Below are 15,361 nucleotides of genomic sequence, written 5' to 3' on the forward strand. Positions count from 1 at the left end.
GGGGCCTACGCGTTCCCCTCCGCCGCCACCGACCGCGCCCACCGGTAGTCCGCCTTGCCGCTCGGCGAGCGCTGGATGGTGTCCGTCACCACCAGCTGGCGGGGGATCTTGTAACCGGCGAGGTGGCTGCGGCAGTGCGTCTGGACGGTGTCCAGGGTCAGCGGGTCCGCCCCGGCCATGAGTTGGACGACGGCCGCCACATGGTTGCCCCACTTCTCGTCCGGCACGCCGGCCACCAGCGCGTCGTAGATGTCCGGGTGGGACTTGAGTGCCTGCTCGACCTCCTCCGGGTACACCTTCTCGCCGCCCGTGTTGATGCACTGCGAGCCGCGCCCGAGGACCGTGACGATGCCCTGCTCGTCGACCGTCGCCATGTCACCGAGCAGTACCCAGCGCTCGTCGCCCTTCTGGAAGAACGTCTCGGCGGTCTTCGCGGGGTCGTTGTAGTAGCCGAGCGGTACGTGCCCGCGCTGCGCGATCCGCCCCACCTCGCCGACCGCGACCGGCTCGTACGTGATCGGGTCCACCACCTGCGTACGGGAGTTGACCCGGACATGGAAGCCGGCGCCCGCGCCCGAGCCGGCCGTCGCCGTGCCGTTGAAGCCGGACTCGGACGAGCCGAAGTTGTTGAGCAGCATGGTGTTCGGCACCAGCTCCTGGAACTGGGCGCGCACCGTGTCCGACATGATCGCGCCCGAGGACGAGACGCTGAACATCGACGAGCAGTCCGTGCCCTTCAGTGGCCCCTTCAGCGCGTCGATGAGCGGGCGCAGCATCGCGTCGCCCACGAGGGACACGCTCGTCACCTTCTCCTTCTCGATGGTGCGCAGCACGTCCTCAGGGGCGAACTTGCGGTGGATGACGACGCGTTGGCCGAAGTTGAAGCCGATGAAGGCCGTGAGGGTCGATGTGCCGTGCATCAGCGGGGGAGTGGGGAAGAAGGTGATGCCGTCGCCGCCCGCCGCCACGCGCTCGGCCAGCTCCTCCGGCCGTGACACGGGCTCGCCCGTGGGTGCCCCGCCGCCGAGGCCCGCGAAGAACAGGTCCTCCTGGCGCCACATCACACCCTTCGGCATGCCCGTGGTGCCGCCGGTGTAGATGATGAACTGGTCGTCGGGGGAGCGCGGCGCGAAGCCGCGTTCGGGGGAGGACTGCGCGGTCGCCTCCTCGAAGTCCACCGCCTTCAGCGGCGGCGCGTCCGCCTCGGGGGCGCCTACGCGCACCAGGTGACGCAGCTTCTCGGCGCGCGGCAGCGCCGCCGCCACGCGCGGCGTGAACTCCGTGTCGAAGACGAGGGCCGTGAGATCCGCGTCCTGGTAGAGGTAGGCCAACTCCTCCTCCACGTACCGGTAGTTCACATTCACCGGGACGGCCCGCGCCTTGACGCAGCCGAGCGCCGTCTGCAGGTACTCGATGCCGTTGTAGAGGTGCAGGCCCACGTGCTCGCCGGGGCGTATCCCGGCCGCGATCAGGTGGTGTGCGACCCGGTTGGCCGCCGCGTCCAGCTGGGCGTACGTGAGCCGGCGCTCCGCGCCCGTACCGGGATGATCCACGTAGACGAGCGCCTCGCGGTCGGGGACCACGTCGACGACCGACTCGAACAGGTCGGCAAGGTTGTACTCCACCGCGCTCCTCCTGATCCAGATGATCCAGGGCCGGATGTCTCCCGGGCGCCTTCTGGCCGTCATCAGAACAGAACCGGGAGTAAGGGGGAAGGGCCTCCGCACAAGAAAACTGACTGAGTGTCAGAAAACTCTTGAACTGGCACGTGCCCTACTGCAACCTGTTCCAGGTCCGAGGCTGCGGCTGACTGGAGGACCCCTCATGGGTGGGACCGAACATCTCGACGTCCGGCGCGAGGGCGCCACGCTCGTACTGACGCTCAACAGGCCGGAGGCCAAGAACGCGCTGTCCCTGCCGATGCTCGTCGGCCTCTACGACGGGTGGCTGGAGGCCGACGCGGACGACTCGATCCGCTCCATCGTGCTCACCGGGGCGGGCGGTGCGTTCTGCGCCGGCATGGACCTCAAGGCCCTCGCGGGCAAGGGGATGGAGGGCGAGCACTACCGGGACCGGCTCAAGGCCGACCCCGACCTGCACTGGAAGGCGATGCTGCGCCACCACCGGCCGCGCAAACCCGTCATCGCGGCCGTCGAGGGACACTGCGTCGCGGGCGGCACCGAGATCCTCCAGGGCACGGACATCCGGGTGGCGGGGGAGTCGGCGACGTTCGGGCTCTTCGAGGTCAAGCGCGGCCTGTTCCCCATCGGTGGCTCGACGGTGCGGCTGCCGCGCCAGGTTCCCCGTACCCACGCCCTGGAGATGCTGCTGACCGGGCGGCCCTACCCGGCGCCGGAGGCCGCGGCGATCGGGCTCGTCGGGCGTGTGGTGCCCGACGGCACCGCGCTGGACGTGGCGCTGGAGATCGCCGAACAGATCAACGCGTGCGGCCCGTTGGCCGTCGAGGCGGTCAAGGCGTCCGTCTACGAAACCGCCGAGATGACCGAAACGGACGGTCTCGCCTCGGAGTTGAAGCGCGGCTGGCCCATCTTCGACACCGCCGACGCGAAGGAAGGCGCCCGCGCGTTCGCGGAGAAGCGGCCCGCCGAGTTCCGGCGCGAGTGAGGCCCCTAGGGCCCTTCTGGCGGATCTTGCCGGAGTCGCGTGCCCTGGCACGCACATCTGCGGCGTTGTCGTCGGTTGCCAACGCTCCGCGTTGTCGCCCTCCTCCGCCTTGCAGCTGCACGCTTCCCCAAGCTCTCGGCTTCGCTCGAGCAGGGGAGGCCCCATTACCCCGCTCACCGGCACCGAACATTCACGGCCGCCCGCATCCAGCCTGATCCGTCAGAAGGACCCTAGCCGTGCCATTCCGTCCCGTACGCCCATACGTCAAGGAGGCCTCATGACATCCACCGCCCAACCGGAGGTGCTGCGCGCGCCGTTGGTCGTGGAGTTCCCGTTCACCCGCTCCCTCGGCCCCGTCCAGTCCGCCTTCCTCAGTGGTCTGCGCGACCGCACCGTCCTCGGCGTGCGGACCGGCGACGGGAAGGTCCTGGTGCCGCCGGTCGAGTACGACCCCGTGACCGCCGAGGAGATCCGCGACCTCGTCGAGGTCGGCGCCACCGGCACCGTCACCACCTGGGCCTGGAACCCCGAGCCGCGGCGCGGCCAGCCCCTCGACACCCCCTTCGCCTGGGTCCTGGTGCAGCTGGACGGCGCCGACACCGCCCTGCTGCACGCCCTCGACGCCCCGGGTCCCGACGCCGTGCACTCCGGCATGCGTGTGCGCGTCCGCTGGGCCGAGGAGCGCGAGGGCGCCATCACGGACATCGCGTGCTTCGAGCCGTACGAGGGTGACGACGCGCCCTCCCAACCGGTGCCGCACAGCGGCGAGTTCGAGGACGCCGTCACCGGCATCGTCGCCCCCGCCCGCCTCGACTACACCTACAGCCCGGGCGGCGCCCAGACCCGATACATCAACGCCCTGGCCGAGCGCCGCACCGTCGGTGAGCGCTGCCCCTCCTGCCGCAAGGTCTACATCCCGCCGCGCGGCGCCTGCCCCACCTGCGGCGTCGCCACCGAGGAAGCGGTCGAGGTCGGGCCCGGCGGCACCGTCACCACGTACTGCATCGTGAACATCAAGGCGAAGAACCTCGACATCGAAGTCCCGTACGTCTATGCCCACATCGCCCTCGACGGCGCCGACCTCGCCCTGCACGGCCGCATCGGGGGCATCCCGTACGACCAGGTGCGCATGGGTCTGCGCGTCGAGCCCGTGTGGACGGAGGGCGGGCGCTACCCGGACCACTACCGGCCCACCGGTGAACCCGACGCCGATTACGAGACGTACAAGGAGATGATCTGATGCGGCCGCCGATCCGGGACATCGCCGTCGTCGCCTTCGGGCAGACCGACCACACACGTACCTCCGACGAACAGTCGGAAGTCGAGATGCTGATGCCCGTCCTGCACCAGGTCCTCGACGCCACGGGCCTGAAGACCAGTGACATCGGGTTCACCTGCTCGGGATCGAGCGACTACCTCGCCGGGCGCGCCTTCTCGTTCACCATGGCACTCGACGGCGTCGGCGCCTGGCCGCCGATCTCCGAGTCCCACGTCGAGATGGACGGCGCGTGGGCCCTGTACGAGGCGTGGACCAAGCTGCTGACCGGCGAGGCCGACACCGCGCTCGTCTACGCGTACGGGAAGTCCTCACCGGGCTCCGTACGTGACGTCCTGACGCGTCAGCTCGACCCGTACTACGTCGCCCCGCTGTGGCCCGACTCCGTCGCGCTCGCCGCCCTCCAGGCGCAGGCGCTGATCGACGGGGGACACACCGACGAGCCCGCGCTCGCCGGGGTCGCCGCCCGCAGCCGGGAGTCCGCCACGGGCAATCCGCACGCCCAGCTGCGCGGGAGCGTGCCGCACGGCGATTACGTCGTAAATCCGCTGCGGACCGGGGACTGCCCGCCGATCGGGGACGGCGCCGCGGCCGTGATCCTCGCCGCGGGCGACCGCGCCAGGGAACTGTGCGAGCGGCCCGCCTGGATCCGCGGCATCGACCACCGCATCGAGGCGCACAGCCTCGGGGTGCGCGACCTCACCGACTCGCCCTCCACGCGGCTCGCCGCCGAGAACGCCGGGGCCTTCGAACGGCCCGTGGACACCGCCGAGTTGCACGCCCCGTTCACCTCGCAGGAAGTCGTCCTGCGTCGCGCCCTGAGCCTCGGCGGCGACGTCGACGTGAACCCGTCCGGCGGCGCGCTCGCCGCCAACCCGGTGATGGCCGCCGGGCTCATCCGCATCGGCGAGGCCGCCGCCCGCATCCACGGCGGGAACTCCCGGCGCGCCCTCGCCCACGCCACCTCCGGGCCCTGCCTCCAGCAGAACCTGGTCGCCGTACTCGAAGGGGAGGACCAGCGATGAGCAAGGCCGTGTCCAAGGAGCCGGTAGCGGTCGTCGGGATCGGGCAGACCAAGCACGTCGCCGCCCGCCGGGACGTGTCGATCGCGGGCCTCGTCCGCGAGGCTGCCCAACGGGCCCTGGAAGACGCCGAGTTGACCTGGGCCGACATCGACGCCGTCGTCATCGGCAAGGCGCCCGACTTCTTCGAGGGCGTCATGATGCCGGAGCTGTACCTCGCGGACGCGCTCGGCGCCGTCGGCAAGCCGATGCTCCGCGTACACACCGCGGGATCCGTGGGCGGGTCCACGGCGCTCGTCGCCGCCAACCTCGTCGCGGCCCGCGTCCACGGCACCGTACTCACCCTCGCCTTCGAAAAGCAGTCGGAATCCAACGCGATGTGGGGGCTCTCGCTGCCCATCCCGTTCCAGCAGCCGCTGCTCGCGGGCGCAGGCGGCTTCTTCGCTCCGCACGTGCGTGCCTACATGCGACGCACCGGGGCTCCCGACACCGTCGGCTCCGTCGTCGCCTACAAGGACCGCCGCAACGCGCTGAAGAACCCGTACGCACACCTTCACGAGCACGACATCACCCTGGAGAAGGTCCAGGCCTCGCCGATGCTCTGGGACCCCATCCGCTACTCCGAGACCTGCCCCTCGTCCGACGGCGCCTGCGCGATGGTCCTCACCGACCGCGCGGGGGCGGCCCGCTCGTCGAAGCCGCCGGCCTGGATGCACGGCGGCGCCATGCGCAGCGAACCGACCCTCCACGCGGGCAAGGACTTCGTCTCCCCGCAGGCCGGCAAGGACTGCGCCGCCGACGTGTACCGACAGGCCGGAATTGCAGACCCGCGCCGCGAGATCGACGCCGTCGAGATGTACGTGCCGTTCTCCTGGTACGAGCCGATGTGGCTGGAGAACCTCGGGTTCGCGGACGAGGGCGAGGGCTGGAAACTCACCGAAGCCGGCGTCACGGAACTCGACGGGGACCTCCCCGTCAACATGTCGGGCGGCGTCCTGTCGACCAACCCCATCGGCGCCTCCGGGATGATCCGCTTCGCCGAAGCGGCGCTCCAGGTACGCGGACAGGCCGGAGAACACCAGGTCGACGGCGCGCGGAAGGTCCTCGGGCACGCCTACGGAGGCGGCTCGCAGTTCTTCTCCATGTGGCTCGTCGGTGCCGAACCACCCAACCGATGAACGCGCGTTGACCTTCATCCCCTTCGCGGCCTGTGCGCGGCACGGACCGATCGCTAGGCTGGCGCACGGACGACGAACCGGGAGGAGCACGGACGTGGCCGAAAGCACCATCGACCAGCACCCGCTCATGGGGTGGGAGAAGCCGGACCTGGACCTCAGCAAAGCGGATTGGCGGTCCAGCAGCGGGGGGCAGGGCGATGTCCAGATCGCCTTTGTCGAGGGCTTCATCGCGATGCGCAACAGCGGACACCCAGAGAGCCCGTCCCTGATCTTCACGCCGGCCGAGTGGGGGGCGTTCGTGAGCGGTGCCCGAGAGGGCGAGTTCGATCTCACGTAGCCGCTTTCGCGGCTCTTTGCTCACGCGGTTCCGACACGGGACCAACGGCCCTGTCCTGTGGCCCCGGCATTTGCGAGCCTGGCCACAGGAACAGCCGGTCAATGAGGGCGCGGCGACGCGCCCGGTGTCGGAGGCGAAGAGATCATGGCAACACCGCACCACCTGCCCGTCCTCGCCGCGGTGGACGGTTCCGACGACAGCCGCCGCGCCCTGGAATGGGCGCTCGCCGAGGCGGTCCGGCGCGGCGCCGAGCTGCGCGTCGTACATGTGCAGCAGTACGCGCCGTTCCTCCAGGCCGAGGTGCTCGTGGCGGACTTCGACGAGGAGCCCGAGAACGACACGGTGCTCGCGGAGCTGCGCAAGGACCTGGAGGGGCGCGAGGGGCTGCCGCCGCTCGAGTTCATCAGCCGGATCGGTCTGCCGGCCGTGGTGCTGTCCGAGATGAGCGCCGAGGCTCAACTCCTTGTCGTCGGCTCGCGCGGGCGCGGCGGCTTCGCGGGCCTCGTGCTCGGCTCGAACAGTGTGTCGACGGCGCGTGACGCGACCTGCCCGGTCGTCGTGGTGCCGCCGCCGGGGCGCGAGGTGCACGGCGACGCGGAGGTGACGGCTGGGCCGCGCGTCGTGGTCGGGCTCAAGGCGGACGCGCCTGACCATGCGGCGCTGACCTTCGCGTTCGCGCACGCGGCCCGTACGGGCGCCCGGCTCCAGGTCGTCGTCGCGTATCCGTGGCCGGTCCTGGCCTGGACGGCGTACGGGGACTTCACCCCCACGGCCGTCGACCAGGAGGCGACCGAGCGCGACACGCTTCGAGTGGCCGATGAGACTCTCACGGAACTACGGGACTCTCACCCTAAAGTTGAGGTTGAGACTTTGGTGGTGCCGGGCGACGCGGCGGGCCATCTCGTCGAGAACTCGCGCGACGCGGAACTGGTCGTCGTCGGTCGCCACCGCCGCCGCCTCACCCGCCCCGCCCCGATGCTCGGATCGGTCACGCACGCGGCCCTGCTGCACGCGGCCGGCCCTGTCGCGGTGGTCCCGCCCGAGGACGACTGAGCTCTGACGGCCGCGTCGCGCTCAGCGCAGCACGACACAACCGCGCCCGGCCAGCTCGTCGAGCAGACCGGGCGCGAGCCGCACATCGTTCCAGCGCAGATCGAGCTTCTCCAGGCAGGGCAGCTCCGCGACCCACCCCGGCACCTCACGCAGCCGATTGCCGCGCAGATCGAGCCGGCGCAGCCGAGGAAGACCGCGCAACGCCTCGGGCGCGACGGCGAACACGTTGTCCCGCAACTCCACCTCCCGCAGCTCCGCCAGATCCCCAAAGGACGCGGGGAGCACGGAGAGCCGATTGCCGCGCAGCCACAACTCCCGGAGCGCGGTGAGCCCGCCGATGCCGTCCGGCAGCGCGTCGAGCCGGTTGTGCTGAGCGCGCAGCTCCACGAGGCCGGTCATCGCGCCGAGCGTGGAGTGCAGCGCCGTCAGTCGGTTCTCGCCGACATTCAGATACGCGAGCCGGTCGAGGGCGCCGAGCGATTCCGGCAGTTCGGTGAGCCGGTTGTCGTGCAGATACAGGAAACGGCTCAGGCCGGTGAGGCCGCCGAGTTCCGGCGGGACCGAGGTGAGCAGGTTGTGCCCGAGGTCGAGGGTGTGCAGGCGTGTCAGCGTGCCGATGCGTTCGGAGAGGTGTGCGAGCCGGTTGTCGGCCAGCAGCAGCACCTCAAGTGCGGGATGCCGCCACACCTCCTCGGGTACGGCGTCCAGGTCGCCCCGCCAGTGGTCGAGCACCGTCCCGTTCATGAACCCGCACCCTAACCGCCCCGGAACCGCAAACCGCATCGGAACCGCACCGATTTTCGTACCGAGAATGCCGCATCACGCTCCGGCGGGGGCGCCCCGGCGTACGCTGAGGTGCCTGGAAACCGTGGTGCGCGACCGTGCCGCGGGTGGGGGTGCGCCATGGTGCGGAGCGCTGGCCGGGGCAGGCGGAAGCTGTTCGAGCGGGACAGTGAACTCGCCGTCGTGGACGCGGTGTTGAACGAGCTGACCGGACTCCCGCAGGGCGGCGGGGAGCCCCCGGACCGGCCGCACGGCGCGCTGCTCGCCGTCGCCGCGACCGCCGGACTCGGCAAGACCAGCCTCCTCGCCGAAGTGCGCCGCAAGGCCTCCGCCAAGGGCTGCACCGTCCTGTACGCACGCGGCGGCGACCAGGAGCAGGGCGTCGCCTTCCACGTCGCCCGCCAGCTCCTCCAGCCACGCCTCGCGGGCGCCTCCGCCGCCGATCTCCGCGCCACGCTGGGCAGTTGGTACACGATCGTGGGTCCCGCCCTCGGCCTCTGCGCCCCCACCGAAGGCGCGCCGCCCGACCCGCAGGGCCTGCGCGACGGCCTCGACTGGGTGCTCACCCACCTCGCCGTGCAGCAGGCCCCCATGGTCCTCGTCCTCGACGACGCCCACTGGGCCGACCCGGAATCCCTGAGCTGGCTCGCCGCGTTCGCTCCACGCGCCGAGGAACTGCCGCTCCTGCTCGTCGTCGCCTACCGCCCGGAAGAACTCCCGGACCACGCCGAGGCCCTGCGCGGCCTGCCGGGCCGCTCCGGCCGGCGCGCCCTCGGACTCGAACCGCTCAGCGCCTCCGCCATCGCCGGACTCGTCCGCGAATCCCTCGGCGGCCATGCCGACGACGCGTTCTGCCGCGAATGCTGGGCCGTCACCGCCGGCAACCCCTTCGAAGCGGTCGAGCTGACCGCGAAGGTCCGCGACCGCGGCCTCGTCCCCACCGAGACCGGCGCCCACCTGCTGCGCGACCTCGCCGCCGCGGCCAAGGGCAGCGGCCTCGTCGCCCGCATCGAACGCCTCGGCACCTCCACCGTCCGCTACGCCTGGGCCTGCGCCGTGCTCGGCACCGAGATCTCACCCGAACTCGCGGCGAACGTCGCCGGGTTGGGCCCGGAAGAGGCCGCCGACGCCACCGACCGGCTCAGGGCGGCGCGCGTACTCAAGGGCGTGGACTCGCTCGAATTCGTCCACCCTCTGATCGCCACCGCCGTCTCCCGCGCCATCCCCGGCGGCATCCGCGTCGCCCTGCACGGACAGGCCGCCTGGACCGTCCTCGACGCGGGCCTCGGCCCCATCGCCGCCGCCCGGCACCTCCTCGAGACCCACCCCGAAGGCGACGCGTGGGTCGTACGGCAGCTGCGCGCCGCAGCCGCCGAGACCGTCCGCGCGGGCGCCCCCGACGCCGCCCGCCGCTACCTCGCCCGCGCCCTGCGCGAACCCCCGGCCTTCGACGACCGCGCCGCCGTCCTCTACGAACTCGGCAGCGCCTCCCTGCTCACCGAGCCCGCCACCACCGTCAACCATCTGCGCGCCGCCCTCGAGGAGCCCATCACCGACCCGGCCCTGCGCCACGGCATCGTCTACCGCCTCTCCCAAGTCCTCGCCCACACCGACCGGCTTGCCGAGGCCTCCGAGACCCTCGCCCGCGAGATCCGCGTCACCGACGACCCGCGCGTACGCCTGCGCATGCAAGCCGAACAGTTCATGTGGGACGCCTTCCGCGCCGACGAACCCGACTCCCCGGCCCGCTCCCGACGCCTCGCCAAACTCGCCGACCGACTCACCGGCCGCGACCTCACGGAGCGCTACCTCATCGGCCTGCGCACCTGGGACGCCACCCTGCGCGGCGAGCCCGTCGACACGGTGATCCAGCACGCCGAGCGGGCCCTGGCCGGCGGACTGCGCTGGGCCGCCGACGAGGACCGCGGCTTCGAGGTCCCCGTCCTCGTCGCCATGGCCTTCCTCTACGCTGACCGGCCTGGCCGCACCGAGGAACTCTTCGTCGAGGGCATCGCCGACTTCGAGCAGGCGGGCTGGCGCGGCGCCCACCTCTCCTTCGCGTACACGCTCCTCGGCTACATCCGCTACCGGCGCGGGCGGCTCGCGGAGGCCGAGGACTTCGTGCGCGCGGGCCTGCGCCTCGCCCGACGCGTCGGGCCGGGCACCCCCGCCCACTGGTACGCCGTCGGCACCCTCGTCGAGGTGCTGCTCGCGCGCGGCCGGGCCCCCGAGGCCAAGGAGGTGGCGGACGAGCACGCCTTCGGCCCACCGTTCCCCGCCGCCGTCGTCTTCCCCGACGCACAGACCGTGTACGGAGAGCTCCTCCTCGCGCTCGGCCGCACCGAGGACGCCGTCGAGGAGCTCGCCGCGGCGGGCCGCCGCCTCGACCCGCGCGGCATGCGCAACCCCGCATGGTGCCCCTGGCAGCTGCACCTCGCCCGCGCCGAGGCGCCCGACGCGCCCGAGCGGGCCCGGGCGCTCGCCGAGGACGCCGTCGAGCGGGCCCGGCACTACGGGGCGCCGTCCGCCGTGGGCCAGGCCCTGCGCATCGTGGCCGAGGTCTCCACCGGTACCGAGCGCGCCAAGCTCCTGGAGGAGTCCGTCGCCCACCTGGAGCGCTCACCCGCGGGCTACGAGCTGGCCTGCTCCCTCGTCGCCCTCGGCACGGAACAACGCCGCAAGGGCCGCTCCAAGGAGGCGGCGGACCACCTCTACCGGGGGCTCGACGCGGCGATCGGTTGCGGCGCCGACGGCCTGGCGCAGCACGCCAGGGACGAGCTGGCCGCGGCAGGCCTGCGGCCGAGGCCCCTGCACGGCGCGGTCACGGACACGCTCACCGCGCGTGAGCGGGCGGCGGCGTCCGGCGCGGCGCGCGGCTCGTGCCCCTCGGAGATCGCGCGGGACCTCCACGTGGACGAGTCCACGGTCGTCCGCCTGCTGTCGTCCGTCTACCGCAAGCTGGGCACGGATGTGAAGGGGCTGGCGGCGGCACTGGGAGAGTAGGCCACTGCTGTGCCCGCCGTTCCGTACGGCGGAACCGGCGGGTACAGCCCTCGGCGCAGCGAAACGAGAACGGCCGCGTCAACCAGGACGACCCGAGCCCGATCCATGCGGAGCGTGGACGTACCATTGCGGCATGTCCTTCCTCCGCCGCCGCGCTGCGACCCCCGCGGGTCCCGACTTCGACGTCCTGGCCATGGATCCGGGCGACTGGCCGGGCAACCTGGGCGCCGGTCTGCTGCCCGCCCCCGACGGAACCTGCCAGGGTGTCTTCCTGCGCTACGACCTGTTCGGCGGCCGCGGCCCCGCGATGGTCATCGGCAATCTGCCCGAGGGCTCCCCGGCCCGAGAGGTGGACGACGGCGAGATCCCCTTCGAGGTGGCCCAGCTCCTCGTGGCTCTCGAGAACGACGAGGAAGTCACCGTCACCGACGTGGAGGACGTCCCGGTGATGCAGGGCGACAACCTCCTCGTGGTGCGCCGCCTGAAGCTCTCCGAGACGCGGATCTCCTGCGTCCAGTTCGACCGCAGTGACAACGTGCTCGTGACCATCGCGTCCTGGGACCGCCCGATCACGGACGACCTGTACGCGCTGCTCAAGCCGCTGCCGGCGGAGCTGTTCCAGCAGGGCTGAGCAGCACGACGGGTCAGTACCCGCGTCCTACGAGACCTTCGACGGCAGCACCTGCACATCCGCCGCCCGCACATACGCGACGCGGTGCCCGAACTGGATCTCGTAGTACACGTCCTTGCCCTTGACCACCTTGTGCGACGAGGTGTCGAACGTGGGGGAGTAGAAGTACTCGCCCCTGGTCGCCCCGCCCGTCGCGTAGCGCTGGCCCGACAGCAGCTTGTACGGCAACGGCGAGATCGCCTGCGGCGTGATGCCCGACGGGTAGGCCTCCTTCTCCGGGTAGGCCCGCCCGTACACCGGGACCTCGCTCGCGCCCGGCTTCGGCGTGACCACAAGTCCCTTGGCCGGTACGGCGGTCGGCTGCGCGGACGGGTTCTTGAACCAGGCCTTCTGGCCCAGGTACCAGATGGCCGTCCAGTCGCCCTCGCGGCCCGCGACCGCGTACTGCTGGCCCGCAGAGGCCCGCGACGCCATGTCGTTGACGTCGATCGTCGAGGGTTCGCCGCCCGGACGCAGCCCGATGTCCTTGATCAGCGGGGCGTCCTCACTGGGCTCCGAGTAGAGACGCACGGCGCTCGAACCGTGCGGTGCGCAGGCCACGCCCGCCTTCTCGCAGCCGGTGAACTCCGGCTGGTTCTCGTCGAATTCGGGGGCGACGGTCACCAGGCCACCGTTCGGCCCCGCCGTCTGGTGGAACGGCTTGCCCATCAGGGCGAAGTAGTGCGACCAGTCCCAGTACGGGCCCGGGTCCGTGTGCATCGACTTGATGGTGGACGCCGTCGTGCCCGGCACCGTGTCATGACCCAGGATGTGCTGCCGGTCCAGCGGGATGCCGTACTTCTTCGACAGGTACTTCACCAGGCGCGACGAGGACCGGTACATCTCCTCCGTGTACCAGGAGTCCGGCTGCGCGAGGAAACCCTCGTGCTCCAGGCCGATCGACTTCGCGTTGACGTACCAGTTGCCCGCGTGCCAGCCGACGTCCTTGTTCTTGATGGACTGCACGATGTGCCCGTCCGTCGAGCGCAGCGAGTAGTGCCACGCCAGATACGTCTTGTCCTGGACCAGCTTGAGCGTCTGCTCCCACGTCGCCTCCGTGTCATGGATGACGATGTAGTCGATGCTCTGGTCCTTCGGACGGTCCGCGAGATCGTGGTTGCCGTAGTCGCCGTCGCCGAACTCCTCGTACGGCGCCGGAATCCACTCGCACGACACGGTCTTCGGGCACTCGGTCCCGCCCGCGTCCGCCTTGCGCAGGCCCATCTTCTCGATCTGCGCGGCCTGCGGTTCGGCGTCCGGCCGGGCGCGGAGGGTGACCTCCTGGCCGGCGTCCGTGGTGCGCCGCTCGCCGTCGCGGATCACCGCGAACACATCGTTCGCGTATGTGCCGGCCGTCGCGGCGTCGTCCGCGCCGGAGAACGCCGCGACCGCCCCGTACCAGTCGGCGGGCCGGTCGCTGAGCGGCTTGCCGAGCTTCTTCTGGGCGGCCGCGAGGAGGGCGGCGCCACCCCGCACATTCGCCGCCGAGTCGTCGCGCAGCTGCTCCGCGGACAGGCCGGTGAGCTGCGCCGCACGCGGCAACGTCCTTAGCCGCGCCGGGAGTTGTGAGTTCTTCGGGACGGCATCCGAGGCCCTGAGCGGGGCCCGTGAGTCGTCGCCGCGCGGGTCGCCCGCCGCCTCGCTGTGCCGTGTCGCGTCCGCGAGCGCGGTGCGCGCGTCCGTCAGGTGCATGGGGCCGTAGCCGCCGGTGACGCTCGGCGCCCCGTCGTGCGCGTCCCATCGCGACTGCAGATACGACACACCGAGGAGCACGCTCTGCGGCACCTGGTACTCGGCCGCCGCCGAAGCGAACGCGTCCTGCAGCCGGGCCGACGGGGCCTCGGCCGAAACGCCGGGTGGCGCCGCGCCGAGCAACGGCAGCAGCAGCGCCGCCACTCCGAGGGTGCCACCCGCCATCCGCACACCGGCACGGGAACGTCTTTCGCTCAAGAATCGGGACAAGGGTGCCTCCTGGGAACGCCGGGTTCGGGATGCTGCGCGGTGCCTGCGGGGCCGATGATGGCTCAGTGCTATCGGCCCGCCGACGATCCGTCAATCATGCGGTGCACAGCGGAGTTTCCCCCGGATTTCCGGCCCATGCCCATGGCTGCGGACATACGAAGATCCGCGGTGCGCCCTGTTCCTTCCGGGCGCACCGCGGATCTTCGTCCCCGTCAGCGAGTGCCGACTGCCGCTCGCACCGCCTTGCGGGCCATATTGCAGTCGTCGTGCAGGCGGCGCAGCAACAGCCGCTGCTCCTCACCGGACGGCGCAGCACCGGCGTGGGCCTGAACCGACGGTGCCGCCGGGGTCTGTTCGTGCAGGGAACGCTGCACGGCCGTCTCGTACGTACGGATCTCCCGTGTCAGTACGAGCATCAGGTTGACCAGGAACGCGTCGCGCGCCACGGGCCCGCCGGACTGCGCGAGCTGACTGATCTGACGCCGCGCCACCGGAGCGTCGCCGAGCACGGACCAGAGCGTCGCCAGGTCGTAGCCCGGCAGGTACCAGCCCGCGTGCTCCCAGTCCACGAGCACCGGGCCGGTGGGAGCCAGCAGCACGTTCGACAACAGGGCGTCGCCGTGGCAGAACTGGCCCATGCCGCCGCGGCCCGCGGTGTGCGCGATCCCGTGCAGCAGCTTCTGCAGGTCACCCATGTCCCGGTCCGTGAGCAGGCCCAGGTTATGGAAGCGGTTGATCCGCGCCGCGTAGTCCAGCGGTGCGTCGAAGGTGCCCGCCGGCGGCCGCCACTGGTTGACCCGGCAGATCGCGCCGAGCGCGGCACGCACATCCGCCCGGGGCGGTGCCTCGACCGGGTGGCGCTGCAGGGCCGCCACCCGACCGGGCATCCGCTCGATCACCAGCGTGCCGTTGTCGGGGTCCGCGGCGATGAGCCGGGGCACCCGCACCGGGGGCCGGTGTCGGACGAACGAGCGGTATGCGGCTATCTCGTGCCGGATCCGCGCCGCGTAGGCGGGAGCAGGGTCGAGTAGACACTTCGCGACGGCGGTGCTGCGCCCTGTCGTACCGACGAGGAGCACGGAGCGCGGGGAACGGCGCAACACCTGCACCGGATGGAACTCCGGGCAGATCCGGTGCACCGACGCGATCGCCGTGCGCAGCTGGGCGCCCTGAGGGCCGGACAAGTCGAGTCTCCCGCTGAGCGGTTGCGTGCCGAGCCCCGGGGCGCGACGCGGCCGGGCGATGCCGTTCAGCGTCGGAGCCGCGGGCCGCGCGGGGTCGAGGTACGGGCCGCTTCCGCCGACCGCCGGACGGGCGGGGCGCAGCGGCCGGGGCGGGGCGGACACGGAGGACGATGCTGCGTACATGGGCGAAACAGATCCCTTCGTGTGCCAGTGAGTGCCTGCGCCGTCCCGGCCCGGCCGATTCGGTACACCCTGGGGAATGCCCTGT

The 15,361-nt window shown here is 71.6% G+C and carries 12 protein-coding genes; 8 read left to right on the forward strand and 4 right to left on the reverse strand.

Annotated features, from left to right (window positions below; genetic code table 11):
* Positions 1-5 precede the first annotated feature (5 nt).
* A complete protein-coding gene (locus OG746_RS43865; protein WP_266724972.1) occupies positions 6-1,625 on the reverse strand; it encodes an acyl-CoA synthetase in 1,620 nt (539 codons plus the stop codon).
* A 199-nt stretch (positions 1,626-1,824) separates the two neighbouring features.
* Here OG746_RS43865 and OG746_RS43870 point away from each other — a divergent pair, with 199 nt between their 5' ends.
* The 6 genes from OG746_RS43870 (at position 1,825) to OG746_RS43895 (ending at position 7,491) form a co-directional block, all read left to right on the forward strand.
* Positions 1,825-2,625, forward strand: coding sequence for a crotonase/enoyl-CoA hydratase family protein (locus tag OG746_RS43870; protein WP_266724974.1), 801 nt, complete (start codon positions 1,825-1,827; stop codon positions 2,623-2,625).
* Between the two features lie 277 nt (positions 2,626-2,902).
* A complete protein-coding gene (locus OG746_RS43875; RefSeq protein ID WP_266724976.1) occupies positions 2,903-3,865 on the forward strand; it encodes a Zn-ribbon domain-containing OB-fold protein in 963 nt (320 codons plus the stop codon).
* The gene (locus tag OG746_RS43880) at positions 3,865-4,926 is read left to right on the forward strand and encodes a thiolase family protein (protein WP_266724977.1); all 1,062 of its coding nucleotides are present in this window, start codon (positions 3,865-3,867) and stop codon (positions 4,924-4,926) included. The genes OG746_RS43875 and OG746_RS43880 overlap by 1 nt, the downstream gene beginning before the upstream one ends.
* 8 nt (positions 4,927-4,934) lie before the next feature.
* Entirely contained in the window at positions 4,935-6,101 is a 1,167-nt protein-coding gene (locus tag OG746_RS43885; RefSeq protein WP_266725783.1) for a thiolase family protein, read from the forward strand.
* A gap of 94 nt (positions 6,102-6,195) precedes the next feature.
* Positions 6,196-6,438, forward strand: a complete 243-nt coding sequence (locus tag OG746_RS43890) for a DUF397 domain-containing protein (RefSeq protein ID WP_266724979.1) — start codon at positions 6,196-6,198, stop codon at positions 6,436-6,438.
* Positions 6,439-6,582: 144 nt separating this feature from the next.
* Complete coding sequence (locus OG746_RS43895; protein ID WP_266724981.1) at positions 6,583-7,491, forward strand: universal stress protein; 909 nt, start codon at positions 6,583-6,585, stop codon at positions 7,489-7,491.
* A gap of 21 nt (positions 7,492-7,512) precedes the next feature.
* On the opposite strand, the gene OG746_RS43900 is transcribed toward OG746_RS43895, so the two are convergent.
* Complete coding sequence (locus OG746_RS43900) at positions 7,513-8,235, reverse strand: leucine-rich repeat domain-containing protein (protein ID WP_266724983.1); 723 nt, start codon at positions 8,233-8,235, stop codon at positions 7,513-7,515.
* A 159-nt stretch (positions 8,236-8,394) separates the two neighbouring features.
* Here OG746_RS43900 and OG746_RS43905 point away from each other — a divergent pair, with 159 nt between their 5' ends.
* Positions 8,395-11,277: an ATP-binding protein gene (locus OG746_RS43905; RefSeq protein WP_266724985.1), complete on the forward strand. Its 2,883-nt coding sequence runs from the start codon at positions 8,395-8,397 to the stop codon at positions 11,275-11,277.
* Positions 11,278-11,410: 133 nt separating this feature from the next.
* A complete protein-coding gene (locus tag OG746_RS43910) occupies positions 11,411-11,908 on the forward strand; it encodes a hypothetical protein (RefSeq protein ID WP_266724986.1) in 498 nt (165 codons plus the stop codon).
* Positions 11,909-11,935: 27 nt separating this feature from the next.
* Here OG746_RS43910 and OG746_RS43915 read toward each other — a convergent pair whose 3' ends face one another.
* Together OG746_RS43915 and OG746_RS43920 are read right to left on the reverse strand one after the other, a co-directional pair.
* Complete coding sequence (locus tag OG746_RS43915) at positions 11,936-13,864, reverse strand: N-acetylmuramoyl-L-alanine amidase (protein ID WP_266724987.1); 1,929 nt, start codon at positions 13,862-13,864, stop codon at positions 11,936-11,938.
* Between the two features lie 257 nt (positions 13,865-14,121).
* A complete protein-coding gene (locus tag OG746_RS43920; protein WP_266724989.1) occupies positions 14,122-15,276 on the reverse strand; it encodes an aminoglycoside phosphotransferase family protein in 1,155 nt (384 codons plus the stop codon).
* Between the last annotated feature and the right edge of the window lie 85 nt (positions 15,277-15,361).

Source organism: Streptomyces sp. NBC_01016 (assembly GCF_026341035.1).
GTDB lineage: Bacteria > Actinomycetota > Actinomycetes > Streptomycetales > Streptomycetaceae > Streptomyces.

Bases quoted from the DNA above. Each gene is read 5' to 3' on its own strand.
- OG746_RS43915 (WP_266724987.1), bottom strand. From the start codon at position 13,864: ATGGCGGGTGGCACCCTCGGAGTGGCGGCGCTGCTGCTGCCGTTGCTC.
- OG746_RS43910 (WP_266724986.1), top strand. From the start codon at position 11,411: ATGTCCTTCCTCCGCCGCCGCGCTGCGACCCCCGCGGGTCCCGACTTC.
- OG746_RS43875 (WP_266724976.1), top strand. From the start codon at position 2,903: ATGACATCCACCGCCCAACCGGAGGTGCTGCGCGCGCCGTTGGTCGTG.
- OG746_RS43900 (WP_266724983.1), bottom strand. From the start codon at position 8,235: ATGAACGGGACGGTGCTCGACCACTGGCGGGGCGACCTGGACGCCGTA.
- OG746_RS43870 (WP_266724974.1), top strand. From the start codon at position 1,825: ATGGGTGGGACCGAACATCTCGACGTCCGGCGCGAGGGCGCCACGCTC.
- OG746_RS43920 (WP_266724989.1), bottom strand. From the start codon at position 15,276: ATGTACGCAGCATCGTCCTCCGTGTCCGCCCCGCCCCGGCCGCTGCGC.
- OG746_RS43905 (WP_266724985.1), top strand. From the start codon at position 8,395: ATGGTGCGGAGCGCTGGCCGGGGCAGGCGGAAGCTGTTCGAGCGGGAC.
- OG746_RS43880 (WP_266724977.1), top strand. From the start codon at position 3,865: ATGCGGCCGCCGATCCGGGACATCGCCGTCGTCGCCTTCGGGCAGACC.
- OG746_RS43895 (WP_266724981.1), top strand. From the start codon at position 6,583: ATGGCAACACCGCACCACCTGCCCGTCCTCGCCGCGGTGGACGGTTCC.